Origin of the sequence: Bradyrhizobium sp. YR681 (genome assembly GCF_000282615.1) — a bacterium.
Lineage (GTDB): Bacteria > Pseudomonadota > Alphaproteobacteria > Rhizobiales > Xanthobacteraceae > Bradyrhizobium.
In genome coordinates, this window is record NZ_AKIY01000188.1 from 45,114 (window position 1) to 67,123 (window position 22,010).

A 22,010-nucleotide genomic window follows, 5' to 3' on the forward strand; every position below is an offset into this window, starting at 1 on the left:
GAGCCGGGCCTCAAAACTCGTTGGCGATCTTCGACAGCATCCCGAGCAGGGCTTCGCGATTGGCCTGCCCCAAAAGCTCGTTCAGCCGCGCCTCGTGCTTGGTGGCGACGAGCTTTTTCGCCCGCGCCAGCACGGCCTTGCCCTTGTCGGTCAAGACCAGGATGTGCGAGCGGCGGTCGTTGGTGGAGCGGATCCGGGCGCAGAGGTCGCGGCTCTCGAGATTGTCGAGCAGGGCCACGAAATTCGGGCGCAGGATGCCGAGGGTGGAGGCGACCTCGGTCTGGTTACGGCCAGGGTTCTTCTCGACCAGCAGCAGCACGGAGAACTGCGCCGGCGTGAGCTGGAGCGAGGCCATGCAGCGCAGGAAATTCTCGAACACCTTGAGCTGCGCCCGCTTCAGGACGTAGCCGAGCTGCTCGGAGAGCTCGCCGAGCTGGAGGGCCTCGGCGTGAACCTGTCCTTGCGACTCGCCGGCGTCCTTGCGGCCCTTGGCCGCGTCACCGGACTTTTCAGAGGACTTTTCAGCGGTTTTGGAAACGGTCATCGCCTCGTGCTCGTAATCCCGCTAAATTCGGGACGGGTCGTCCGCCCGCCCTTGATGTTATATTTGATAATTGTTATGGACCATATCAAATATCGTCAGCGTTTCAATGGCTGTGAGCGGACCGTCCACCGCAATTGCGGAGACCGGTCCCGATCTTTGAGGGGGAGCGTCCGGTCTTGAACACCACCATCATGCTGTTCCTGGTGCAGGACGGCATCACCAATGGCGCGATCTACGCGCTGCTCGGCCTGGCGCTGGTGCTGGTGTTTGCCGTCACCCGCGTCATCCTGATTCCCCAGGGCGAATTCGTCACCTACGGCGCGCTGACCTATGCCTCGCTGGCCGCGGGCCAGATGCCCGGCACGGCAAAGCTCGCGCTGGCGCTGGGCATCGGCGCCTGCGCCTTCGACCTGTTCGTGGCTCGCAAGGCGCTGCATGGCCGGCTGATCCTGCGCAGCGTCCTCACCAATATCGTGCTGCCTTCCATCGTGCTGGCGCTGACCATCTACTTCGCCGCCCAGAAGCCGCCGGTGGCGATCTGCATCGCGCTGTCGCTGGTGATCGTGGCGATGATCGGCCTCTATCTCTACCGCATCGCGTTCCAGCCGCTGGCGCACACCTCCGTGCTGGTGCTGCTGATCGCATCGGTGGGCGTCCACCTCGCGCTTCAGGGCCTCGGCCTCCTGTTTTTCGGGGCCGAGGGCCAGCGCGGACCTGCCGTGCTGTCAGGCGCCTTCACCGCCGGCGCGCTGCGCTTCACCGGCCAGAGCATCACCGTCTACGCCATCACCATCGCCTTCATCGTCGGGCTCTGGCTGTTCTTCGGCCTGACGCTCTACGGCAAGGCGCTGCGCGCGACCGCCGTGAACCGGCTCGGCGCACGGCTGGCCGGCATCCGCACCACGCTGTCCGGGCAGATCGCCTTCCTGCTCGCCTCCGTCATCGGCGCGCTGTCGGGCATCATGATCGTGCCGATCACGACGCTCTACTATGACTCCGGCTTCCTGATCGGCCTGAAGGGCTTCGTCGCCGCCATCATCGGCGGCCTCGTCAGCTATCCGCTCACCGCCGTCGCGGCGCTGGTCGTCGGCATCGTCGAGGCGTTCTCGTCCTTCTATGCCTCCAACTACAAGGAAGTGATCGTCTTCATGCTGCTGATCCCCGTGCTGCTGCTGCGCTCGCTGGCCGCGCCCGCGGTCGAGGAAGAGAAGGACTGAGGCGCATGCAGAGCCGGCTTCCCATCCTCATCTTCGCAGCTGTCATGGCGGCGATCCCGTTCGTTCCGGGCATGCCGCCGTTCTGGATCGTGCTGCTCGACAATATCGGCCTCACCGCCCTGGTCGCGATGGGCCTCGTGCTGCTCACCGGCGTCGGCGGCCTCACCTCGTTCGGTCAGGCAGCCTTTGTCGGCTTCGGTGCCTACACCACGGCCGTGCTGACGACGACCTATGGCCTCTCGCCCTGGCTGACGCTGCCGTTGTCGCTCGTGGTCAGCGGCCTGTTGGCCGTGCTGCTCGGCCTCGTCACGGTCCGCCTCTCCGGCCACTATCTGCCGCTCGGCACGCTCGCCTGGGGGCTCGGCCTGTTTTATCTCTTCAGCAAGCTGGAGTTTCTCGGCCGTAACGACGGCATCTCGGCGATCCCGCCGCTGTCGATCGGCACGTACAAGATGCTCTCGCCCGGCTCGATCTATTACGCGATCTGGGTCGCGGTGATCGTCTCGGCCCTGCTCACGATGAACCTGCTGGATTCCCGCACCGGCCGCGCCATCCGCGCGCTGCGGCGCGGCCACGTCGCGGCGGAAGCATTCGGCGTGCACACGCCGCGCGCAAAGCTGCTGGTGTTCATCCATGCCGCCGTACTGGCCGGCCTGTCCGGCTGGCTCTACGCCCATCTCCAGCGCGCGGTGAACCCGACGCCGTTCGGCGCGCAGGCCGGCATCGAGTATCTCTTCATCGCGGTGGTCGGCGGCGCCGGCTATGTCTGGGGCGGCGTGCTGGGCGCGGCGATCGTCGTGGTGCTCAAGGAAGTGCTGCAAAGCTATCTGCCGCTGATCCTGCCCGGCTCCGGGCAGGTCGAGACCATCGTGTTCGGCATCATGCTGGTGGCGCTGCTGCAGCTCGCACCCGGCGGCCTCTGGCCCTGGCTGATGTCGTTCCTGCCCGAGCGCAGCAGTGGCAAAAAGCCCGATGCATCGCTCAAGCTGGAGCAGCGAACCCGCACGCCCATCCAGTCCGGCGTCCTCCTTCAGGTCGAGAAAGCCCGCAAGCAATTCGGCGGCGTGATCGCGGTCAACAACGTCTCCTTCGACGTCCAGGCCCGCGAGATCGTCGCGCTGATCGGGCCGAACGGCGCCGGCAAGAGCACGACGTTCAACCTGATCACCGGCGTGCTGTCGGCGACCTCGGGCTCGATCTCGGTGCTCGGCAAGAAAGTCGATCGGGCGCCGCCGCAGGAGATCGTCAAGCTCGGCATCAGCAGGACCTTCCAGCATGTGAAGCTCGTCCCCGACATGACCGTGCTGGAGAACGTCGCGATCGGTGCGCATCTGCGCGGCCATTCCGGCCCACTCTCTTCCATGCTGCGGCTCGATCGTGCCGACGAAGCAAAACTGCTCGCGGAAGCCGCACGCCAGATCGAGCGCGTCGGCCTGGCCGACCAGATGCATCAGCTCGCAGGCAGCCTCTCGCTGGGCCAGCAGCGCATCGTCGAGATCGCGCGCGCGCTCTGCGTCGATCCGATGCTGCTGCTGCTCGACGAACCGGCCGCGGGCCTGCGTCACATGGAGAAGCAGCGGCTCGCCACCCTGCTCCGTGAGCTGCGCGACGGCGGCATGTCCGTCCTTTTGGTCGAGCACGACATGGGCTTCGTCATGAACCTCGCCGACCGCATCGTGGTACTCGATTTCGGCACCAAGATCGCGGAAGGAACGCCTTCGACGATCAAGACCAATCCCGAAGTGATCAAGGCCTATCTCGGAGTGGCGGCATGAGCGCGCTGTTGTCCGTCACCGACGCGCATGTCGCCTATGGCAAGGTCGAGGCGGTGCGTTCGGTCTCGCTCGAAGTCGGCCAGAACCAGATCGTCACCATCGTCGGCGCCAACGGCGCCGGCAAGACCACGCTGCTGTCGGCGATCATGGGCATCCTGCCGCTGAAGGGCCGCGTCACCTTTGCCGGCCAGGATCTCGCCCGGCTCGATATCGAGGATCGCGTCGCGATGGGGCTCGGCCTCGTCCCCGAACACCGCGAATTGTTCGTGACCATGAATGTCGAGGACAATCTCGAGCTGGGCGCCTTCCGCATCGAGCGGAGCAGGGCGAAGGCCTCGATGGAACGTGTCTACACGCTGTTTCCGCGCCTGAAGGAGCGCCGCAAGCAGCTCGCCGGCACGCTCTCCGGCGGCGAGCAGCAGATGCTCGCGATGGGCCGCGCGCTGATGGGCGAACCAAAACTGCTGATGCTGGACGAGCCGAGCCTCGGCCTCGCCCCGATCATCGTCGCGGATATCTTCCGCATCGTCACCGAACTTCGCACCGCCGGCGTCTCGGTACTGCTGGTCGAGCAGAACGCGCAGGCCGCACTGAAGATCGCGGACCAGGCCTATGTGATGGAACTCGGCGAGTTCGTGCTCAGCGGCAAGGCCAGCGATATCGCGGCGAATGAACGGGTCGCGGCGAGCTATCTCGGCTTCCAGCACGAGGGCGCGAGCGTGCTGTAGCTCCCTCCCCCGTCATTGCGAGCGCAGCGAAGCAATCCAGAATCTTTCCGCGGAGACACTCTGGATTGCTTCGCTGCGCTCGCGATGACGGTGTGGATGGAGCAGCTGCTAAATCGACCGGGCGCGACTCGCGGACGCTCTTCCTCACCTGGATCGCATCGACGATATGAATGAGGGGTTCTCTCCGCGAATGACGACGTGGGACTGTTGCATGCGGAGACAGACCCCTCACCCGTCTCGCCGCCACGCGACGAGCCACCCTCTCCCGCAAGGGGGAGAGGGTACACCGTACGAGCCGCTCTAGCTTTCGCTAGAAGGTAGGCTCGCTTTGCCTTTCAACGCCGCGACTTCCGCCTCCAGCTCCGCGATCCGCTGATCCCTCGCCGCCAGCGCTTGCGCCACATCCTCAGCGTCAAATTTCTGCGGAATGTGCTGCGGGCAGTTGGTGTCCCACGCCGCGATCTTGAACAGGATCACCTGCTCCGGCCGTGCGCGGTAGCCCTTGGGCATCAGCGACGTCGTCAACGCATCGTCATCTTCCACCACGCGGGCCTCGCCCCAGATCTTCACCCGGCGGCGATGGGCGTAATCCATCACGAAGATGTAGGCCTTGGGATTCTCCGTCACATTGCCTTGCGTGATGAACTGCTGGTTGCCGGCGTAGTCGGCAAAGGCGAGCGTCTGCTTGTCCAGCACCTTCAAAAACCCCTTCGGGCCGCCGCGGTGCTGGATATAGGGCTGGCCGTCGGCCGAGGCGGTGGCGAAATAGAAGCTGTTCGCCTCCGTCAGGAAGCTCGCCAGCTTCTCGTCGACCTCGGTCCGCCAGCCATGCTGCTCGGCACGGGCATAGGCCTCGCGCGACCCCTTGCGGGCCTGGATCGACTTGACTGCCGGCGTAAAGGCCACGTCGCTGGCGTAGGTGTGGGCTGCTGTCGTCATCGGAACATCTCCTGAAATTCCGGCGCATGTCTGCGTCTCTCGCCCCGAAATGTGGACCTTTCGACGCTTAAAACAATCTGGCTTATTGACACTTCATCATTGCAATATATGCAATAATTCCATGGACCGCCTCGAAGCCATGCACGTTTTCGTCACCGTCGCCGATCTGCGTGGCTTTGCGCCGGCGGCCCGCAAACTGCGGCTGTCGCCCTCGGCGGTGACGCGACTGATCGCTGCACTGGAAGAGCATCTCGGCGCCCGGCTGCTGCAGCGAACCACCCGTCAGGTGAGGCTGACCGACGTCGGCACGCGCTATCTGGAACGGGCCCGGCGGATTCTCGCCGATGTCCAGGAGGCCGACGGCTCGGCACGGGAGGAGCGCAACCGGCCGAGCGGACGTCTGGTGGTGTCGGCGCCGGTCGGCTTCGGCCGGCTGCATGTCGGTCCGGTCATGACCGACTATCTCAAGCGCTATCCCGAGGTCGCCTGCGAACTCAGGCTCTCCGACAACCTGGTCAATCTCGTCGAAGACGCCGTCGACGCCGCGGTGCGGATCGGGCATCTGGCCGATTCCTCGCTGGTCGCACGCCAGGTCGGCGAGATGCGCCGCATCGTGGTGGCCTCGCCCGCCTATCTGAAGCGGCATGGCGAGCCGAAGGCGCCGGAGGCGCTGCTGGAGCATCAATCCATCCAGTTCGGGCCATCCGCCAGCTGGCAGTTCATGCAGGACGGCCGCGACGTCGAGGTAACGTTGAGCCCACGCTTCACCAGCAACAGCGCCGACGCCGCCCTGCAATATGCCGAGGCTGGCGGCGGCGTGACGCGCGTGCTGGCCTATCAGGCCGCCGAAGGCTTGAAGCGCGGGCGGCTCAGAATCGTGCTGGCGAAATACGAGCAGCCGGCGCTGCCGATCCACATCGTCTATCCGACCTCGCGCCTGCTCTCGGCCAAGGTACGTGCGTTCGTCGATCTCGTAGTGGAGACGGCGGAGTGGAAGTTTGGGTAGGTCTCGTGCCCCGGACGCAGCGCAGCACGTAGTGATGCGCTGCTGAGCCGGGGCCCATTTCTCCGCGGACGCATGGGTCCCGGCTCTGCGGAGCGGCACTCCGCGCCGCACCGCGTCCGGGGCACGGAGAGAGCGGGGCTATCCCTTCTTGGGCACCACGCGAAACGTCCCGCTGGCCCGCGCGATCACGGCATCGTCGGCCTTCGCCAGGCACTGCGCGAAACAGATCGTGCTGCCGGTCTTGATCGCCTCGCCCTCGATCGCGAGCCATTGACCGATCTCGGCGGAGCCGACGTAGTCGACCGAGAGCGAGATCGTGACGAACGACGTCGTCCAGCCCGTCGCCTGTGCGCAGCTATAGCCCATGGCGGCATCGGCCAGCGCCGCGATCAGACCGCCATGGATCAGCCCCCGCGCATTGGTGTGGGGTGTCGCCAGGCGCAGGCCGATGATCACGGCCTTGTCGGTCTTTCTGGAATACAGCGGCTCCCAGGGATCGGTGAGCGGCGCCTTGCGGAAATGCGGCTCGAAGCCGGCGGGGATGTCGGAGGAAGCCATGATTGTCTCGCGTGTGTTTGGCTGCCGCCATTGAACGCGATGGACGTGACGGTTGCATCAATTACAAAGTTTTAAACGCCATTTGCGCAGGTGTTTGAAACGGCCCCACTCTCATTGCGAACGCAGCGAAACAATCCAGACTGTCTCCGCGGAGAGATTCCTGGATTGCGTCGCTGCGCTCGCAATGACGGAGCATGTGGCAGCGGCGTCCCTCCAAAACAGCAGTGCCGTAGGGTGGGCAAAGGCGCAACGCGCCGTGCCCACGATCTCGCGGTAACCGCCAAAGCTCGTGGGCACGCTTCGCTTTGCCCACCCTACGGCACCTGTCATCGCCCGCGAAGGCGGGCGATCCAGTACTCCAGAGACCGTGACGCGATACGGAGAAGCCGCGGCGTACTGGATGCCCCGCCTTCGCGGGGCATGACAGCGAGTATCAGAACGGCAATCCCACGTAATTCTCCGACAGCGACGTCATCGCGGCCTGCGACTGGGTGACGTAGTCGAGCTCGGCGAGCTGGATGCGCGCGCCGATGGTGCCGGTGTCGGAGAATTTGTGCAGCATCGAGGTCATCCACCAGGAGAAGCGCACGGCCTTCCAGACGCGCGCCAGCGCCTTTGCTGAATAGGCATCGATGCCGGCGCTGGACTTCTCGTCGTAGAATTCGCGCAGCGCGCTCGACAGATAATGCGCATCGCTGGCAGCCAGGTTCAGTCCCTTGGCGCCGGTCGGCGGCACGATGTGGGCGGCGTCGCCGCACAAGAGCATCTTGCCGAATCGCATCGGCTCGGCGACGAAGCTGCGCAAGGGGGCGATGCTCTTCTCGATCGAGGGACCCGTGACGAGGCTGTCGGCCGCCTCCTGGTCGAGCCGGCGCTTCAGTTCGTCCCAAAAGCGGTCGTCCGGCCATTGGTCGACGTGGTCGTCGAGCGAGCACTGAACATAGTGCCGGCTGCGCTTCATCGAGCGCATGGTGCAGAGCGCAAAGCCTCTGGCATGGTTGGAATAGATCAGTTCGTGGCTGACCGGCGGTGTCTCCGAGAGAATACCGAGCCAGCCGAACGGGTAAACCCGCTCGAACTCCTCGATCGCCGAGGCCGGGACGCTGGCGCGGCTGACGCCGTGAAAGCCGTCGCAGCCGGCGATGAAGTCGCAATCGAGCGTATGGGTGACGCCGTCCTGGACCCAGGTTACGCGCGGGTGACCACCGTCGAAATCATGCGGCTGCACGTCCTTCGCCTCGTAGACGGTGGTGAGGCCGGCCGCCTTGCGCGCATTCATCAGGTCGAGCGTGACCTCGGTCTGGCCGTAGATCATCACCGTCTTGCCGGTCGCGGCCTTCATGTCGATGCGATGACGGCGGCCGGAGAAGGCAAGCTCGATGCCCTCATGCACCAGACCTTCGGCATGCGCCCGCGCGCCGGCGCCGACCTGGTTGAGCAGCGCGACGGTTCCTTCCTCGAGCAGGCCGGCGCGGATGCGGCCAAGCACGTAATCCGGGCTCTGGCGCTCCAGAATGACGTTGTCGATCCCGTAGCGGTGCAGAAGTTGCCCAAGCAACAATCCGGCCGGCCCGGCCCCGATGATTGCGACTTTTGTCCGCAATACTTGCTCCTCCCGATCCTGTAGGCTTTCGTCGCGGCTCGCTTGTCGCGATCGTCCGCAGACGATAATTATATCATATAATTGTTGGGCAAAAGGGGAGGGCTGGTCGCCGCACCGCGACAAATCCATGCAACATCGCTGACGTAGATGTCGCGCCAGTTCCGGCTTGAACGCGCCGGCCAATTAGATAACATGTTAATTAAAGAGACCGGGCCGACGAAGCCCGTCGAAAACAGGGAGAGACGCGTGATGAGAAAAGCCTGTCTGGCTTTGCTGCTGGCAGCAAGCGTGACGCCTGCGTTGGCGCAGGACAAGACTTTCGACCTGAAGGTCTCGCATTGGGTGCCGGCTTCGCATCCGCTGCAAAAATCGCTGGAAGACTGGGTGGCCGCGGTGAACAAGGATTCCGGCGGCACCATCACCGGCAAGGTGTTTCCGGCCCAGCAGCTCGGCAAGGCGTTCGACCATTACGACATGGCGCGCGACGGCATCGCCGATGTCACCTATGTCAATCCCGGCTACCAGCCCGGGCGCTTCCCGATCATCGGCGCCGGCGAGCTGCCGTTCCTGATCTCGGATGCCAAGGGCGGCTCGATGGGGCTGGACGCCTGGTACCGCAAATATGCCGAGAAGGAGATGAAGGACGTCAAATACTGCCTCGCCTTCGTCCACTCGCCCTCCTCCTTCCACGCCCGCACCAAGAAGATCGTGATGCCCGAAGACGTGAAGGGCATGAAGATCCGCCCGGCGCACGCCACCATGGCGAACTTCGTCACCTCGCTCGGCGGCACCAATGTGCAGTCCTCCGCGCCCGAAGTGCGCGACATCATCGAGCGCGGCGTCGCCGACGGCGTCACCTTCCCCTGGGGCTCCCTCGTGCTGTTCGGCATCGACAAGGTCACGAAGTACCACATGGAGGCGCCGCTCTACACGACGACCTTCGTGTTCGTGATCAACAAGGACAAGTACAACGCGATGTCCGACAAGCAGAAGGCCGCGATCGACAAGAACTGCTCGACCGAGATGGCCGGAATGGTCGGCGAGCACTGGGGCAAGTTCGAGGATGCCGGCGTCGACAAGGTGAAGGCGGAGGCAGGCCACGAGGTCTACAAGCTGACGGCCGACCAGACCGCCGCCTGGAAGAAGGCCGCCGATCCGCTGGTCAAGACCTGGGGCGACGGCGCCAAGAAGGCCGGGGCCGATCCCGACGCCGCGCTCAGCGAGCTGAAGGCGTCGCTAAAGCAGTACAACGCGCTCGCGGAGTAGCTCGCGTCGAACGGAGCACGGCGGCGAGGGGCATCTCGCCGCCGTTGCTCTGCAAGCGGGTTGACCGGTGAGGAGCGCACGACGCTCCTCTACCTCTCCCCGCCTGCGGGGAGAGGGTTGGGGTGAGGGGGAGTCTCCGCGGGGGCGGTGGCAGTTGGACTCGCGCAGAGTCCCCCTCACCCGGAATCCGCGCTTGCGCGCGAATTCCGGCCTCTCCCCGCAAGCGGGGAGAGGCGAAGTGCGAAGCGGGGATCAGGATCGATCAATGACATCAGGTAGGAAACTCCCATGAAGCGCTCCTGGATGGACCGCGTCATCGACTCGATCGAATGGATCGCGGCCGGCTTCGTCGGCATCGTCGCGCTCGACATTTTCCTGTCGGTGCTGCTGCGCAACACGCTGAACTATTCGATCCCCGACAGTTTCGACATCGGCCGCATGCTGCTCGGCATCCTCATCTTCTGGGGCATCGCGGCGACCTCCTATCGCGGCACCCACATCACGGTTGATCTCGTCTGGGGCAATGTCGGGCCGCGCTATCAGCGCTGGATCGACGTGTTCGCGACCCTGGTGCTGCTGTTCGTCGTGAGCGTGCAGACCTGGACGCTGTTCGACAAGGTGCGCGGCACCTACAACGACAACGTCCAGACGTTCGACATGCACATGCCGACCTGGCCGTTCTTCGCGATCGCCTGGATTGGCGACGTCTCCGCGGTTCTGCTGATCGCGATCCGCACCTACCGGCTGATCTTCCATCCCGAAGAGATGCACGACCCCAAGCTGAAGGCGACGGAGTAATCATGAGCACCGATGCCGTCGCCGTTATCGGCTTCGTTTCCCTGTTCGCGTTGATGCTGCTGCGCGTCCCCGTCGGCATGGCCATGGGCCTCGTCGGCGTCTCCGGCTTCTCCTATCTGGTCGGCGCCACCCCGGCGCTGAAACTGGTCGGGCAGACCTCGATGCGCACGGTCACCGACTACACGTTCGGCGTCATTCCGATGTTTCTGCTGATGGGCTCCTTCGTCAGCAATTCCGGCATGAGCCGCGAGCTGTTCCGCGCCGCCAACGGCTTTGTCGGGCATTTGCGCGGCGGGCTCGGCATCGCCACCGTCGGCGCTTGCGGCGGCTTCGCCGCGATCTGCGGCTCTTCGGTCGCGACCGCCGCAACCTTCTCCGCCGTCGCCTATCCCGAGATGCGCCGCTTCGGCTATCCGCAGTCCTTTGCCACCGGGGTGATCGCGGCCGGCGGCACGCTGGGCGCGATGCTGCCGCCCTCCACCGTGCTCGCGGTCTACGGCATCATCACCGAGCAGGACATCGGCAAGCTCTTCATCGCCGGCATCATTCCTGGCCTGCTGGCGATGACCATGTACATGATCACGATCTTCCTGATCGGCTATTTCCGGCCCGACTTCCTGCCCAAGGGCAAGGTGCTGCCGTGGCGCGAGCGCTTTGCGGGGTTGAAGGAGATCTGGGCGCCGGTGCTGCTGTTCGTGTTCGTCATCGGCGGCCTCTACGGCCTGCCCTTCCTGCCGCGCTTCACGCCGACCGAAGCCGGCGGCGTTGGGGCCGCGGGCGCCTTCATCATCGGCGTGCTGACGGGCCGCCTCGACCGCGAGAAGATCCTGGCCTCGCTGCTCCAGGCGACGCGCACCGCGGCCGCCGTGTTCACCGTGCTGATCGGTGCGCTGATCTTCGGCTATTTCCTCACGGTGACGCAGACGCCGCAGAAGGTGACCGAATTCCTCACCGGCCTCGGCCTTGGCCCCTACGGCGTGCTGGCGCTGATCATGGTGATGTATCTCGTGCTCGGCTGCCTGATGGATGCCATGGCGATGATCATCCTCACCGTGCCGATCATCTTCCCGGTCATCATCCATCTCGGCTTCGACCCGATCTGGTTCGGCGTCATCATCGTGATGACGGTCGAGCTCGGCCTGATCCATCCGCCTGTCGGCATGAACGTCTTTGTCATCAAAAGCGTGGTGAAGGACGTGTCCTTCTCCACCATCTTCAAGGGCGTGATCCCGTTCGTCGCGACGGATCTCGTGCGCCTGGTGATTTTGATCGCCTTCCCGCTGCTGGCGACATGGCTGCCGACGCGGATGATGGCGCATTGACAAGGTGAAGCGATGACACCGATCCTCGAAACCAGATACGTCTTCACCATCACCGCCAAAATCGGCGACGTCGTCACCGCCGGCGAGACCGGCATCGGCGTGCGCCGCATCATCCCGATCCTCGGCGGCGAAGTAACGGGCGCGATATCAGGCAAGGTGCTGCCGTTCGGCGCCGACTTCCAGACCATCCGCCCCAACGAGCTGATCGACCTGGAGGCCAAATACGCCTTCGAGACCGACGACGGCGCGACCGTCTATGTCGAGAACAAGGGCATGCGCTTCGGCCCGGTCGAGCTGCTGCAAAAGCTCAAGCGCGGCGAGCCTGTCGATCCCAAGCTGATCTATTTCCGCACCGTGCCGAAGTTCGAGACGGGCCACGAAAAGTATCGCTGGCTGATGGAGCACATTTTTGTCGGCTCGGCCGCGCGGCATGCGGATCGTGTGGTGATCGACGTGCACCAGGTGGTGTGAGGGCCACGTCCCGCATTCCGTTGACATTGCGTCTTATGTAGCGTATACGCTACAGATGCCGACAATCAAGAGAACAGACGAATTCTCTGACTGGCTCCGAAACCTGCGAGACCGGAGAGCAAAGGCGAAGATCCTTGCTCGGATCGATCGCCTAGCGCTCGGCAATCCCGGAGACGTTGCTCCGGTCGGAGGCGGCATCAGCGAAATGAGAGTCCATGAGGGCGCCGGATACCGGATCTACTACGTTACGCGAGGCGAGGAAATCATCGTTCTTCTTTGTGGCGGTGACAAAGGCTCTCAGCAAAGGGACATCGCGTTGGCAAAGCAGATCGCAAATGAGTTGGAGGACTGAACGATGGCAAAAGCAAAATCATTTGACGCTGCGGAGTACCTCGACAGCCCCGAAATGATTGCAGCCTATCTCACCGAAGCCTTCGAGTCCGACGATCCATCCGCAATAACAATGGCCATCGGCGCGGTAGCCCGCTCTCAGGGCATGGGTGCCATTGCCGAAAAGGCCGGCCTATCCCGTGAGAACTTGTATCGGTCGCTAGGAGGCGAGGCCAAACCCGAATTTGGCACCGTGATAAAAGTTCTCCATGCCATGGGCATCAATCTCGTGGCGCAACCCCAAAGCGGAACGAAGGCTGCGTAGCTGTCCGAGGCAGCCGGCGTCCGCCGTATCCATCCCAATTTTGCGCGTCCGACGGTCGGGCAGCGGCTCTGCAGCCGGATTGTCGTCTTTTTCCGGGACCATGCATCGGCTTTCCCGCGGTCAGTCTTCTTGACTCCCCCGGAATTCGTTATACAACATAACTATTCTGACAAGGACGCAAATGACACAGGGAAACGCCGAAACCGCTGACGCGGGTGCCTCCGGGCTGCTCCGGATCGAGAGGGCGGATCGGGTTCTGACCGTGGGTCTGAACCGGCCGGCCAAGCGCAATGCGCTCAATGACGGCATCATCCTGGAAATCGGCGAGTGTTTTGCGTCCTTGCCCGAGGATATCGGCGCGGTCGTCATCCACGGCATCGGCGACCATTTCTCCAGCGGTCTCGACCTGTCCGAGCTGACCGAGCACGACGCCACCGGCGGCCTGCTGCATTCCCAGATGTGGCACCGGGTGTTCGACCGCATCCAGTACAGCCGCGTGCCCGTGATCGCTGCGCTGAGGGGCGCCGTGATCGGCGGCGGGCTCGAGCTTGCCTGCGCCGCGCATATCCGCGTCGCCGAGCCCTCGACCTATTTCGCGCTGCCGGAGGGGCAGCGCGGCATCTTCGTCGGCGGCGGCGGCTCGGTGCGGCTGCCGCGCCTGATCGGCGTTGCCAGGATGATGGACATGATGCTGACGGGGCGCGTCTATAGCGCGACCGAAGGCGCCTCCTACGGCTTTGCGCAATATCTGACCGAGACCAACAACGGGCTCGGCAAGGCGCTGGAGCTCGCCACCAAGATCGCCTCCAACGCGCCGCTGACCAATTTCGCCGTGATCCAGGCGCTGCCGATGATCGCGGAGGCCAATCCGCAGACCGGCCTTTTGATGGAATCGCTGATGGCGACGGTGGCGCAGAGCGACAAGGAAGCAAAGCGCAGGATCCGCGAATTCCTCGAGCACAAGACCGCGAAGGTAAAGCCGAAGTCATGAGCGCGCAGCCGTCCTCTTCCAGCATGGAGCGCGGCGCGAGCACTTCCCCGCTGCGGCCCATCTCGTTCGGCGATCCCGCCATCAACGTCGAGCGGCGCGACGACGGCACGATCTACCTGCGGCCCAAGCAGCCGCTCGGCAACTATCCCGTCCGCATCACCGACCGCCTGCATCACTGGGCGACGGCGACGCCGGACCGCGTGTTCATGGCGGAGCGCGAAGGCGGCCGTGGCTGGCGCAAGATCACTTATGCCGAGCTGCTCACCGCTAGCCGGCACATTGCATCCGCGCTGATCCGGCGCGGCCTGTCGGCGGAGCGGCCGGTCGTCATCCTCTCCGGCAATTCGATCGACCATGCGCTGCTGGCCTTCGGCGCGTTCTATGCCGGCGTGCCGTTCTGCCCGGTGTCGCCGGCCTATTCGCTGGTGTCGAAGGATTACGGCAAGCTCTCTTATCTGATGAAGCTGCTGACGCCCGGCCTCGTCTTTGCCGACGACGCCGACAGATTCGCCGACGCGCTCGTCGCCAATGTCTCTGATGGCACCGAGATCGCGGCCTCCTTTGGTCATGTCCCCGGCCGCGACGTCACCCTGCTCGCGGACCTGATGGCGACGCCGGTCCGCGACGATCTCGACGCGGTGCATGGCAGCATCGGCCCCGATACGATCGCAAAGTTCCTGCTGACCTCGGGCTCGACCGGCAATCCCAAGGCCGTCATCAACACCCAGCGCATGATCTGCGCCAACCAGGTGATGCTGCGCGAGACACTCGCTTTCCTCAAGGACGAGCCGCCCGTCATCATCGACTGGCTGCCGTGGAATCACACCTTCGGCGGCAACCACAATATCGGGCTGACGCTCTACAATGGCGGCTCGATGTATCTGGACGCCGGCAAACCGGTGCCCGGCGGCATCGAGGAAACCGTGCGAAACCTCCAGGAGATTTCGCCGACGGTCTATTTCAATGTGCCCAAGGGCTATGAATCGCTGCTGCCCTATTTGCGCGACGACCAGGGTCTGCGTGCGAAATTCTTCGACCGACTGCACGCGATGTTCTTCTCGGGCGCGGCGCTCTCGCCGTTCGTCTGGGACAGCCTCGACGAGCTCGCGGTGAAGGAGAAGGGTTATCGCGTTCCGATGCTCACGGGCTTGGGGGCGACCGAGACCGCACCGTTCTTCATGTCGGTCAATCCGCGCACCAGCCGCTCCGGCCATGTCGGACTTCCGGTGTCGGGCAACGACGCCAAGCTGGTGCCGAACAACGGCAAGCTGGAAGTGCGCGCCAGGGGGCCGAACGTAATGCCCGGCTACTGGCGCCAGGCGGACATCACCGCAAATTCCTTCGACGAGGAAGGATTTTACAAGATGGGCGATGCGCTCAAGCCCGCCGATCCCGATGACTTCAACGCCGGCTTCGATTTCGACGGCCGCATCGGTGAGGATTTCAAGCTTGGCAGCGGCACCTGGGTCAGCGTGGGTCCCCTGCGCGCGCGTTTCGTCGCGGCCTGCGCACCGCTGGTGCGCGACGTCGTCATCGCCGGCATCAATCGCGACGAAATCTCCGCGCTGGTGCTGCTCGATCTCGACGGTTGCCGCCTGATCAATCCCACCCTGCCGGCCGATAATCTCACCGTCACCGCGCGCGACCGGCTGGTGCGCGAAGCGTTTCGTGAACGCCTGACGCACTTCCTCGGTTCAGCCACCGGATCCTCGACGCGGATCACGCGCGCGATCCTGATGGACACGCCGCTCTCGATCGACAAGGGCGAGGTCACCGACAAGGGCTCGATCAACCAGCGCGCGGTGCTGGAGCATCGCACCGCGCTGATCGACGAGCTCTACGCTGCCAATCCATCGGACCGTGTGATATCGGTCGGCTGAAGAAACCATCGCCATAGGAGAACGCTATGTTGTTGAAGGATCAGGCAGCCATCGTCACCGGCGGCGCATCGGGACTGGGTGCCGCGACCGCGCGAAAACTGGCAGCGCAGGGCGCCAGGGTCGCGGTCTTCGACCTCAATGCCAAGCTTGCGGAAACCGTCGCCGCCGAGATCAAGGGCATCGCCGTAACCTGCGACGTCTCCGACGCCGCCTCCGCTGAAGCCGCGATCGCGCAGGCGACCAAGGCCCTCGGCGCGCCGCGGGTGCTGGTCAATTGCGCGGGCATCGGCGTTGCCAAGCGCGTGGTCGGCCGCGACGGCCCGATGGCGCTCGCCGATTTCGACAAGGTGATCAAGGTCAATTTGATCGGCACCTTCAACATGCTGCGCCTTGCCGCGACCGAGATGTCCAAGCTGGAGCCGCAGGCGACCGGCGAGCGCGGCGTCATCATCAACACGGCGTCCGTTGCCGCCTATGACGGCCAGATCGGGCAATCTGCCTATTCGGCCTCCAAGGGCGGCATCGTCGGCATGACGCTGCCGATCGCGCGCGAGCTCGCGCAGTTCGGCGTCCGCGTGCTGACGATCGCGCCCGGCCTGTTCCTCACGCCCCTGCTCGCCAACCTGCCGCAGGAAGCCCAGGACTCGCTCGCCGCCGCGATCCCCTTCCCGCGCCGGCTCGGACATGCCGACGAGTTCGCAGCGCTCGCGCTGCACATGGTCGAGAATTCCTACCTGAACGGCGAAGTGGTCCGCCTCGACGGCTCGCTGCGCATGTCGCCGAAGTAATTTCGTAGAGTTAAGGACACGCGAGCCATGTTCGTGAACCGGCGCGAGGTGCAGATCCAGTGGGGCGACTGCGACCCCGCCAACATCGTCTATTACCCGCGCTATTTCGCAATGTTCGACGATTCGACCTCGACGCTGTTCGAGGTCGCCGGCTTCTCCAAGCAGGATCTGGTCCGCAAATACGGCCTGGTGGGCATCCCCATGGTCGACACGCGGTCCAGGTTCTACATCCCCTCGACCTATGGCGACTGGATCACCATCGAAACGAAGATCGAGAGCATCAAGCGCTCGAGCTTCGAGGTGAAACACAACGTCTACAAGGGGGAGGCGCTGGCGATCGAGGGTTTCGAGACCCGCGTCCTCGTCGGCCGCGACCCCGTTAACCCCGACAAGCTGAAATCGGCACCGTTTCCCGCGGAAATGGTAGCCAAATTCACGGGGAGCTGAGCCCGGAGCTAAATCGCCGCATCACCGAAAGACGGGGCTGAATTCACGTCCGATTTCTGCTTTCAAACAAAACACGTCAAGGGAGGAAACAATGAAACGCTTTTACCTGACCGCCGCGATTGCCGCGGCGACGCTTGCCCTGCCGGCCCTGCCGCTACTTGCCCAGACCGCCGAAGTCACCATCGGCATCACCACCACCACGACGGGCCCCGGCGCCGCCCTCGGCATTCCCGAGCGCAACGCGCTGGAATTCGTGCCGAAGGAGATCGGCGGCGTGCCGCTGAAGGTGATCGTGCTCGACGACGGCGGCGATCCCACCACCGCGACCACCAACGCCCGCCGCTTCGTGACGGAGTCGAAGGCCGACATCATCATGGGCTCGGCGCTGACGCCGCCGACCATCGCGGTCTCCAACGTCGCCAACGAAGCCGGCATTCCGCATTTCGGCCTCGCGCCCTTCCCGATCACGCCGGAACGCATGAAGTGGTCGGTGGCGATGCCGCAGCCGATCCCGATCGTGGGCAAGGTGCTGTATGACCACATGAAGTCGAAGGGCGTGAAGACCGTCGGCTATATCGGCTACTCCGATTCCTACGGCGACCTCTGGTTCAACGACCTCAAGGCCCAGGCCGTGCCGATGGGCATGACCATCGCCGACGAGGAGCGCTTCGCCCGTCCCGACACGTCGGTAACCGGACAGGTGCTCAAGCTCGTCGCCGCCAATCCCGACGCGATCCTGGTCGGCGCCTCCGGCACCGCGGCTGCATTGCCGCAGACCGAGCTGCGCGAGCGCGGCTACCAGGGCCTGATCTACCAGACCCATGGCGCTGCCAGCATGGACTTCATCCGCATCGCCGGCAAAGCGGCCGAAGGCGTGCTGATGGCCTCCGGTCCCGTCATGGACCCGGAAGACCAGCCGGACGAAGCCGCCACCAAGAAGCCGGGCCTCGCGCTGAACTCGGCCTATGAGGCCAAGTATGGCCCGAACAGCCGCAGCCAGTTCGCCGGCCATTCCTACGACGCCTTCGAGATCCTGAAGCGCATCATCCCAGCGGCGCTGAAGACCGCAAAACCCGGCACGCCGGAATTCCGCGAAGCGATCCGCCAGGCGCTGCTGTCCGAGAAGGAGCTGGCGGCAAGCCAGGGCGTCTACAATTTCACCGAAAAGGACCGCTACGGCCTCGACGAGCGCTCGCGCATCCTGCTGACGGTGAAGAACGGCAAGTACACGCTGGTGAAGTAGGCGCAGCGAGAATTTTAAGACGCGAGAGCCGGCCCGATGAACCGGCTCTTTTGCTTTCGCTTTAAGAGCCGATTGCGGCTCCGGTGTTGCTGCGCTCCCTCTCCCGCTTGCGGGAGAGGGGTGGGGAGAGGGTATCTCCGCAGTGGGACAGACGTCCGCATTGTCGAGAAGGCCCCCAGAGGAGAAAACCCTCACCCGGCGCGTCGCGCCGACCTCTCCCGCAGGCGGGAGAGGTTACACCGAGCCCGCGGTTGCCCCGGCGCTACGCCGCCTGCCGCAATGGCGTCCACGCGAACTCCGGATAGTAATTGTCCATCATGCGGTCGACATAGGCGGTGAGATTGCCAAATCCCTCGGCCCGCTGCCGCAGACCGGACTCGAAGAACGGCGTCAGCATTCCCGCGAGCATGCCGAAGGCGGTGGCATCGACGCCGCAGGGCTTGTTGCCCATCAGATAGGCCTTGTCGCCGAGCTGCACCGAGAGCGCGAACAGCGAGCGCACGGCGAGATCGACGTCGTCATCGGGCGCATGGCGGCCGAGGCCGGAGAGCAGATAGTTCTCGGCGACGCGGAATTGCGCATCTTCGCGCAGCTTCTCGCGATTGTGCTCGGGCGCGCCGTCGAAGAAATGCGACGGCCCCTTGGCGAAGTTGACTGGGTCGACCCAGCGCGCGCCGACCACCGCCCAATAGACGTGATGCTCGATCATGCGCTCGAAGGCCCAGGCCTGCGCCCGCTCCTGCAATGACAGGCCGGCGTCGAAATCGAAGCCATAGCGGCGCTCGAGATGGGCGCGGATGAAGGTGGAATCGGCCACCGCTTCGCCGCCATCGTCGATGAACGGCAACTGCCCCTTGGGGGATGCCGGCGGCATCGCGCGCTCTTTCCGGTAGGGCAATCCTGCCATCTTGAGCTGCACCTCGGTCTTGGTGACGAAGGGGCTGATTTCCGGCAGGCCGAAGCCGGTACCAAAGCCGTAAAGCGTGATCATGCGAGCTCTCCCTGAACCTGCGAAAGTTGACGGAACCTAATGACGGGCTGCTGCCACCATGGTGGCAGCAGCCGTGATATCTTCTGCGAAACGGGCCCCTCGCCAGGCGCGGCCCATGATGTGGCGGACCAGCGCGTCCGCGGTCTGGATCAGCGAGCGTGTCACGACGCTTGCGAGCGCAAAGCGGAGATCGACGGCGGTGGAATCGAAAAACATCAGGCGGCTGAAGGCCAAAGCGTGCAGCGTGGCCTGCGCCCGCCACAGCGGACCGGCCGGGCCGAAATGGGACGGGATGATCATGGACAAATCCTCTCAGTCGACGTGTTGTCCCGGTATAGAACCCTCCTGCTGCCAACATCCTGTCAGCATCCACGCGCCGGATCTTGAGCGGACTGCGGTCAGGACTTTGGAAAGAGAATTGTCATGAGACGCGCCGACCGGCTGTTTCAGATCATCCAGGTGCTGAGGCGCACGCGTAAGCCGCTGACGGCGGATGCGATCGCGGCCGAGCTCGAGACCTCGAAGCGCACCATCTATCGCGACATCGCAACGCTGATGAGCCAGCGCGTGCCGATCCGCGGCGAAGCCGGCATGGGTTACATCCTGGAAAAGGGTTTCGACCTGCCGCCCTTGATGCTGACACCCGACGAGATCGAGGCGGCGGTGCTGGGTGCGCAATGGGTCGCGGGCCATGCGGACTCCGCGCTCGCGCGTGCGGCCGAAGATCTGATGGCCAAGATCGCCGACACCGTCCCGGAACGCCTGCGTCCCTTCGTGCTGGAGCCCGCGAGCCGCGCCCGGCCGAGCTGGAACAGGGAGCCTGATAGGCTCGACATGGCGCGCACGCGCACCCAGATCCACGAAGGCAAGAAGATCATGCTGCGCTATCGCGACGAGCAGGGCCGCCCGAGCGAGCGCATGATCTGGCCGATCTCGGTCGGCTATCTCGAAGCCGTGCGCCTGCTCGCGGCATGGTGCGAACTGCGCAGCGATTTTCGCAGTTTCCGCACCGACCGCGTCGTGGACGCGACCTATCTCGACGAGAGATACCCTGAAAGGCGCGACGTGCTGCGCGCAAGATGGCGCCAGAGCCTGGTCTGGGGTCCGCCAAAGGACACGTGACGATGGACGAGACAGCCACCATCGACCCGTCGAGCTGCTGCCAGAGCTGCGGCGCGTGCTGCGGCTATTCGGAGAACTGGCCGCGCTTCTCGATCGAGAGCGACGAGGAGCTTGCCGCGATTCCCGAAGCGCTCGTCAACGCGCGCCAATCCGGCATGCGCTGCGAAGGCGATCGCTGTTCGGCGTTGCGTGGCGAAATCGGGAAAGAGACCGCCTGCGGCATCTATGACGTGCGGCCGGAGGTGTGCCGCACCTGCATGCCGGGCGATGCCGAATGCGCGATGGCGCGGCGGAAGTTCGGGCTGCCGTTGATCGAGTCTGTTTAGGCAGGAACGGCTTCGCTGATCTCGTCGTCGATCTCGTCGTCCAGCGGTGCGAGCACCGAGAGCGGCTTGGTCGACAGCGTGATCGGCTTGCGGCCCCCCGACAGCGACGGCGACGATTTGGCCGCGCCTTCGCGCGCCAGAGCGTAAAGCGTCGAGCCGACACGTCCCCCGCTCTCGATCAAATCGCGTTCGTTGCAGCTGCCTGCGATCGCGACTGCCAGCGAATGCAGATGGCTGCGGCGATAGCAGAACAGCGCCAGCATAGCGCGGACGTCAGGGGAAACACTCTCAACAAGCCTCGGCAGGCCACTCTCGCTGGCGCGATACATCTCGCCAAGGAGTTCGTCGCGGACCGGGCAGAAATCGCTTTCAAAGGCGTCGCGGCTTGAAAACATTGTAGTTCTCCCTCGTGCGGGGAAGATGCAGCGCAATTCTCTAACGAAAGGTTAACCACGGTGGGCGGTAGTCACCCGGGGTGCTTGCTCGCCAGCGGCGAATCAGGGGGCGCGGAATGCTGCTATGGCGTCATGGCCGGGCTTGTCCCGGCCATCCACGGAAGGCCAAGTGGCACGTAGAACGTCGATGCCCGGGACAAGCCCGGGCATGACGACCGCCGATACGCGTGCCCCACCCTGGAGGCCGAGAGCCACAGCCCTAGTTGGCCGCCATGAAGATGGAGAGGCCGAAGCCGGTGAGATGGTGCAGCGCCTGGTCGACACCGATCAGGGTCCAGAACCAGGGATGGGCGAGATCGACACCGAAATTGGCGGAGACGAGCCCCTTGGCGCGGTCGATGGTGATGTGGATCACGAAGTCGATGAACGCCACGAACCAGAATTTCGGCGCGACGATCAGGATCAGCGGCAGCGCGACCGCGAGGTGAATCAGGCAATGCACCAGCAACGGCAGCGCCCAGCCGTGCTTCTGGTCCTTGCCCTGCGCCATCCAGGCGGTCTGGAGGACGAAATCGGCGATGATGTGCTTGAAGGTGAGCAACAACATCCAGCCAATGAGCGCTTCGACCGGAACCGCCGATGACATGGGTGGAAACGACAAAGCTGACGCCCTCATTGACGTGACAAGAAAAATTGGAGCGTTCAGCGCAACTTCTTCTTGGACCGGTCAAATCGCCGGGACCTGCGATTTATGACACCTCCCGCGACGGAATGCAGCCGGGGGGAACCGGAAAATCGCCAACTGTGGCTAACTGGTGATAGGATGACCAATCGCCACGGCCGGGACGAGTAAGGTTACCCTCGGCTCGAAATTTGCATTCCGGCACTGGCGCGCTATCATTCGCCGCAGAGAATATCGTTCTTTTTTCAGGCGTTTACGAATTG

Annotated in this window: 25 protein-coding genes; 17 read left to right on the forward strand and 8 right to left on the reverse strand. The window is 64.2% G+C overall.

Annotation, left to right across the window (positions count from 1 at the left end; translation table 11 throughout):
* Window positions 1-10: 10 nt before the first annotated feature.
* Window positions 11-544 carry a MarR family winged helix-turn-helix transcriptional regulator gene (locus PMI42_RS15570; RefSeq protein ID WP_008135703.1) on the reverse strand — a complete coding sequence of 178 codons (534 nt, stop codon included), beginning with the start codon at window positions 542-544 and terminating at the stop codon, window positions 11-13.
* 176 nt (window positions 545-720) lie between these two features.
* On the opposite strand from PMI42_RS15570, the gene PMI42_RS15575 reads away from it, so the two are divergent.
* The 3 genes from PMI42_RS15575 to PMI42_RS15585 are packed head-to-tail and all read left to right on the forward strand — an operon-like array spanning window position 721 to window position 4,264.
* A complete protein-coding gene (locus PMI42_RS15575) occupies window positions 721-1,761 on the forward strand; it encodes a branched-chain amino acid ABC transporter permease (protein ID WP_008135704.1) in 1,041 nt (346 codons plus the stop codon).
* 5 nt (window positions 1,762-1,766) lie between these two features.
* The gene (locus PMI42_RS15580; protein WP_008135705.1) at window positions 1,767-3,536 is read left to right on the forward strand and encodes a branched-chain amino acid ABC transporter ATP-binding protein/permease; all 1,770 of its coding nucleotides are present in this window, start codon (window positions 1,767-1,769) and stop codon (window positions 3,534-3,536) included.
* The gene (locus tag PMI42_RS15585; protein WP_008135707.1) at window positions 3,533-4,264 is read left to right on the forward strand and encodes an ABC transporter ATP-binding protein; all 732 of its coding nucleotides are present in this window, start codon (window positions 3,533-3,535) and stop codon (window positions 4,262-4,264) included. The genes PMI42_RS15580 and PMI42_RS15585 overlap by 4 nt, the downstream gene beginning before the upstream one ends.
* Before the next feature lie 300 nt (window positions 4,265-4,564).
* Here PMI42_RS15585 and PMI42_RS15590 read toward each other — a convergent pair whose 3' ends face one another.
* A complete protein-coding gene (locus PMI42_RS15590) occupies window positions 4,565-5,203 on the reverse strand; it encodes a pyridoxamine 5'-phosphate oxidase family protein (protein WP_008135708.1) in 639 nt (212 codons plus the stop codon).
* A gap of 121 nt (window positions 5,204-5,324) precedes the next feature.
* On the opposite strand from PMI42_RS15590, the gene PMI42_RS15595 reads away from it, so the two are divergent.
* Window positions 5,325-6,209, forward strand: a complete 885-nt coding sequence (locus tag PMI42_RS15595; RefSeq protein ID WP_008135710.1) for a LysR family transcriptional regulator — start codon at window positions 5,325-5,327, stop codon at window positions 6,207-6,209.
* A 138-nt stretch (window positions 6,210-6,347) separates the two neighbouring features.
* Here PMI42_RS15595 and PMI42_RS15600 read toward each other — a convergent pair whose 3' ends face one another.
* Window positions 6,348-6,767, reverse strand: a complete 420-nt coding sequence (locus tag PMI42_RS15600) for a PaaI family thioesterase (RefSeq protein ID WP_008135711.1) — start codon at window positions 6,765-6,767, stop codon at window positions 6,348-6,350.
* Between the two features lie 433 nt (window positions 6,768-7,200).
* On the reverse strand, window positions 7,201-8,370 hold the full coding sequence (gene pobA / locus PMI42_RS15605) for a 4-hydroxybenzoate 3-monooxygenase (protein WP_008135713.1): 1,170 nt from the start codon (window positions 8,368-8,370) through the stop codon (window positions 7,201-7,203).
* Between the two features lie 249 nt (window positions 8,371-8,619).
* On the opposite strand from pobA, the gene PMI42_RS15610 reads away from it, so the two are divergent.
* The 11 genes from PMI42_RS15610 (at window position 8,620) to PMI42_RS15660 (ending at window position 18,231) form a co-directional block, all read left to right on the forward strand.
* Entirely contained in the window at window positions 8,620-9,636 is a 1,017-nt protein-coding gene (locus PMI42_RS15610) for a TRAP transporter substrate-binding protein (protein ID WP_008135715.1), read from the forward strand.
* Window positions 9,637-9,924: 288 nt separating this feature from the next.
* Window positions 9,925-10,434: a TRAP transporter small permease gene (locus tag PMI42_RS15615; protein WP_008135717.1), complete on the forward strand. Its 510-nt coding sequence runs from the start codon at window positions 9,925-9,927 to the stop codon at window positions 10,432-10,434.
* 2 nt (window positions 10,435-10,436) lie between these two features.
* The gene (locus tag PMI42_RS15620; protein WP_008135720.1) at window positions 10,437-11,756 is read left to right on the forward strand and encodes a TRAP transporter large permease; all 1,320 of its coding nucleotides are present in this window, start codon (window positions 10,437-10,439) and stop codon (window positions 11,754-11,756) included.
* A 12-nt stretch (window positions 11,757-11,768) separates the two neighbouring features.
* Window positions 11,769-12,227, forward strand: a complete 459-nt coding sequence (locus PMI42_RS15625) for a DUF3237 domain-containing protein (RefSeq protein WP_008135723.1) — start codon at window positions 11,769-11,771, stop codon at window positions 12,225-12,227.
* A gap of 55 nt (window positions 12,228-12,282) precedes the next feature.
* Window positions 12,283-12,579 carry a type II toxin-antitoxin system RelE/ParE family toxin gene (locus tag PMI42_RS15630; protein ID WP_035965791.1) on the forward strand — a complete coding sequence of 99 codons (297 nt, stop codon included), beginning with the start codon at window positions 12,283-12,285 and terminating at the stop codon, window positions 12,577-12,579.
* Between the two features lie 3 nt (window positions 12,580-12,582).
* Entirely contained in the window at window positions 12,583-12,882 is a 300-nt protein-coding gene (locus tag PMI42_RS15635) for an addiction module antidote protein (protein ID WP_008135725.1), read from the forward strand.
* Window positions 12,883-13,063: 181 nt separating this feature from the next.
* Window positions 13,064-13,873, forward strand: a complete 810-nt coding sequence (locus PMI42_RS15640; protein ID WP_008135728.1) for a crotonase/enoyl-CoA hydratase family protein — start codon at window positions 13,064-13,066, stop codon at window positions 13,871-13,873.
* Window positions 13,870-15,753: a feruloyl-CoA synthase gene (locus PMI42_RS15645; RefSeq protein WP_008135729.1), complete on the forward strand. Its 1,884-nt coding sequence runs from the start codon at window positions 13,870-13,872 to the stop codon at window positions 15,751-15,753. Before PMI42_RS15640 ends, PMI42_RS15645 begins: the two co-directional genes overlap by 4 nt.
* 26 nt (window positions 15,754-15,779) lie before the next feature.
* Complete coding sequence (locus tag PMI42_RS15650; RefSeq protein WP_008135730.1) at window positions 15,780-16,541, forward strand: SDR family NAD(P)-dependent oxidoreductase; 762 nt, start codon at window positions 15,780-15,782, stop codon at window positions 16,539-16,541.
* A 27-nt stretch (window positions 16,542-16,568) separates the two neighbouring features.
* Window positions 16,569-16,988, forward strand: coding sequence for an acyl-CoA thioesterase (locus tag PMI42_RS15655; protein WP_008135732.1), 420 nt, complete (start codon window positions 16,569-16,571; stop codon window positions 16,986-16,988).
* A gap of 91 nt (window positions 16,989-17,079) precedes the next feature.
* Window positions 17,080-18,231 (forward strand): ABC transporter substrate-binding protein, encoded by a 1,152-nt coding sequence (locus PMI42_RS15660; protein ID WP_008135733.1) that lies wholly within the window; start codon window positions 17,080-17,082, stop codon window positions 18,229-18,231.
* A 262-nt stretch (window positions 18,232-18,493) separates the two neighbouring features.
* Here PMI42_RS15660 and PMI42_RS15665 read toward each other — a convergent pair whose 3' ends face one another.
* Together PMI42_RS15665 and PMI42_RS15670 are read right to left on the reverse strand one after the other, a co-directional pair.
* Window positions 18,494-19,222 (reverse strand): glutathione S-transferase family protein, encoded by a 729-nt coding sequence (locus PMI42_RS15665; protein ID WP_008135735.1) that lies wholly within the window; start codon window positions 19,220-19,222, stop codon window positions 18,494-18,496.
* A gap of 36 nt (window positions 19,223-19,258) precedes the next feature.
* Entirely contained in the window at window positions 19,259-19,522 is a 264-nt protein-coding gene (locus PMI42_RS15670) for a hypothetical protein (RefSeq protein ID WP_008135737.1), read from the reverse strand.
* 123 nt (window positions 19,523-19,645) lie between these two features.
* On the opposite strand from PMI42_RS15670, the gene PMI42_RS15675 reads away from it, so the two are divergent.
* Complete coding sequence (locus PMI42_RS15675; RefSeq protein WP_008135740.1) at window positions 19,646-20,344, forward strand: helix-turn-helix transcriptional regulator; 699 nt, start codon at window positions 19,646-19,648, stop codon at window positions 20,342-20,344.
* Between the two features lie 2 nt (window positions 20,345-20,346).
* The gene (locus PMI42_RS15680; RefSeq protein ID WP_008135741.1) at window positions 20,347-20,670 is read left to right on the forward strand and encodes a YkgJ family cysteine cluster protein; all 324 of its coding nucleotides are present in this window, start codon (window positions 20,347-20,349) and stop codon (window positions 20,668-20,670) included.
* Here the strand turns inward: PMI42_RS15680 and PMI42_RS15685 are convergent.
* Both PMI42_RS15685 and PMI42_RS15690 read right to left on the reverse strand, forming a co-directional pair.
* The gene (locus tag PMI42_RS15685; protein WP_008135743.1) at window positions 20,667-21,065 is read right to left on the reverse strand and encodes a hypothetical protein; all 399 of its coding nucleotides are present in this window, start codon (window positions 21,063-21,065) and stop codon (window positions 20,667-20,669) included. The two genes, PMI42_RS15680 and PMI42_RS15685, sit on opposite strands and share 4 nt — an antisense overlap.
* Window positions 21,066-21,324: 259 nt before the next feature.
* Window positions 21,325-21,672 (reverse strand): DUF3307 domain-containing protein, encoded by a 348-nt coding sequence (locus PMI42_RS15690; protein WP_050994376.1) that lies wholly within the window; start codon window positions 21,670-21,672, stop codon window positions 21,325-21,327.
* Window positions 21,673-22,010 lie beyond the last annotated feature (338 nt).

Excerpts from the sequence above, each read along its gene's own strand:
- PMI42_RS15570 (WP_008135703.1), bottom strand. The coding sequence starts at position 544 with ATGACCGTTTCCAAAACCGCTGAAAAGTCCTCTGAAAAGTCCGGTGAC.
- PMI42_RS15650 (WP_008135730.1), top strand. The coding sequence starts at position 15,780 with ATGTTGTTGAAGGATCAGGCAGCCATCGTCACCGGCGGCGCATCGGGA.
- PMI42_RS15590 (WP_008135708.1), bottom strand. The coding sequence starts at position 5,203 with ATGACGACAGCAGCCCACACCTACGCCAGCGACGTGGCCTTTACGCCG.
- PMI42_RS15610 (WP_008135715.1), top strand. The coding sequence starts at position 8,620 with ATGAGAAAAGCCTGTCTGGCTTTGCTGCTGGCAGCAAGCGTGACGCCT.
- PMI42_RS15685 (WP_008135743.1), bottom strand. The coding sequence starts at position 21,065 with ATGTTTTCAAGCCGCGACGCCTTTGAAAGCGATTTCTGCCCGGTCCGC.
- PMI42_RS15630 (WP_035965791.1), top strand. The coding sequence starts at position 12,283 with ATGCCGACAATCAAGAGAACAGACGAATTCTCTGACTGGCTCCGAAAC.
- PMI42_RS15675 (WP_008135740.1), top strand. The coding sequence starts at position 19,646 with ATGAGACGCGCCGACCGGCTGTTTCAGATCATCCAGGTGCTGAGGCGC.
- PMI42_RS15635 (WP_008135725.1), top strand. The coding sequence starts at position 12,583 with ATGGCAAAAGCAAAATCATTTGACGCTGCGGAGTACCTCGACAGCCCC.
- PMI42_RS15615 (WP_008135717.1), top strand. The coding sequence starts at position 9,925 with ATGAAGCGCTCCTGGATGGACCGCGTCATCGACTCGATCGAATGGATC.
- PMI42_RS15690 (WP_050994376.1), bottom strand. The coding sequence starts at position 21,672 with ATGTTGTTGCTCACCTTCAAGCACATCATCGCCGATTTCGTCCTCCAG.
- PMI42_RS15625 (WP_008135723.1), top strand. The coding sequence starts at position 11,769 with ATGACACCGATCCTCGAAACCAGATACGTCTTCACCATCACCGCCAAA.
- PMI42_RS15640 (WP_008135728.1), top strand. The coding sequence starts at position 13,064 with ATGACACAGGGAAACGCCGAAACCGCTGACGCGGGTGCCTCCGGGCTG.
- PMI42_RS15595 (WP_008135710.1), top strand. The coding sequence starts at position 5,325 with ATGGACCGCCTCGAAGCCATGCACGTTTTCGTCACCGTCGCCGATCTG.
- PMI42_RS15665 (WP_008135735.1), bottom strand. The coding sequence starts at position 19,222 with ATGATCACGCTTTACGGCTTTGGTACCGGCTTCGGCCTGCCGGAAATC.
- PMI42_RS15670 (WP_008135737.1), bottom strand. The coding sequence starts at position 19,522 with ATGATCATCCCGTCCCATTTCGGCCCGGCCGGTCCGCTGTGGCGGGCG.
- PMI42_RS15585 (WP_008135707.1), top strand. The coding sequence starts at position 3,533 with ATGAGCGCGCTGTTGTCCGTCACCGACGCGCATGTCGCCTATGGCAAG.
- PMI42_RS15645 (WP_008135729.1), top strand. The coding sequence starts at position 13,870 with ATGAGCGCGCAGCCGTCCTCTTCCAGCATGGAGCGCGGCGCGAGCACT.
- PMI42_RS15600 (WP_008135711.1), bottom strand. The coding sequence starts at position 6,767 with ATGGCTTCCTCCGACATCCCCGCCGGCTTCGAGCCGCATTTCCGCAAG.
- PMI42_RS15680 (WP_008135741.1), top strand. The coding sequence starts at position 20,347 with ATGGACGAGACAGCCACCATCGACCCGTCGAGCTGCTGCCAGAGCTGC.
- PMI42_RS15655 (WP_008135732.1), top strand. The coding sequence starts at position 16,569 with ATGTTCGTGAACCGGCGCGAGGTGCAGATCCAGTGGGGCGACTGCGAC.
- PMI42_RS15620 (WP_008135720.1), top strand. The coding sequence starts at position 10,437 with ATGAGCACCGATGCCGTCGCCGTTATCGGCTTCGTTTCCCTGTTCGCG.
- PMI42_RS15660 (WP_008135733.1), top strand. The coding sequence starts at position 17,080 with ATGAAACGCTTTTACCTGACCGCCGCGATTGCCGCGGCGACGCTTGCC.
- PMI42_RS15580 (WP_008135705.1), top strand. The coding sequence starts at position 1,767 with ATGCAGAGCCGGCTTCCCATCCTCATCTTCGCAGCTGTCATGGCGGCG.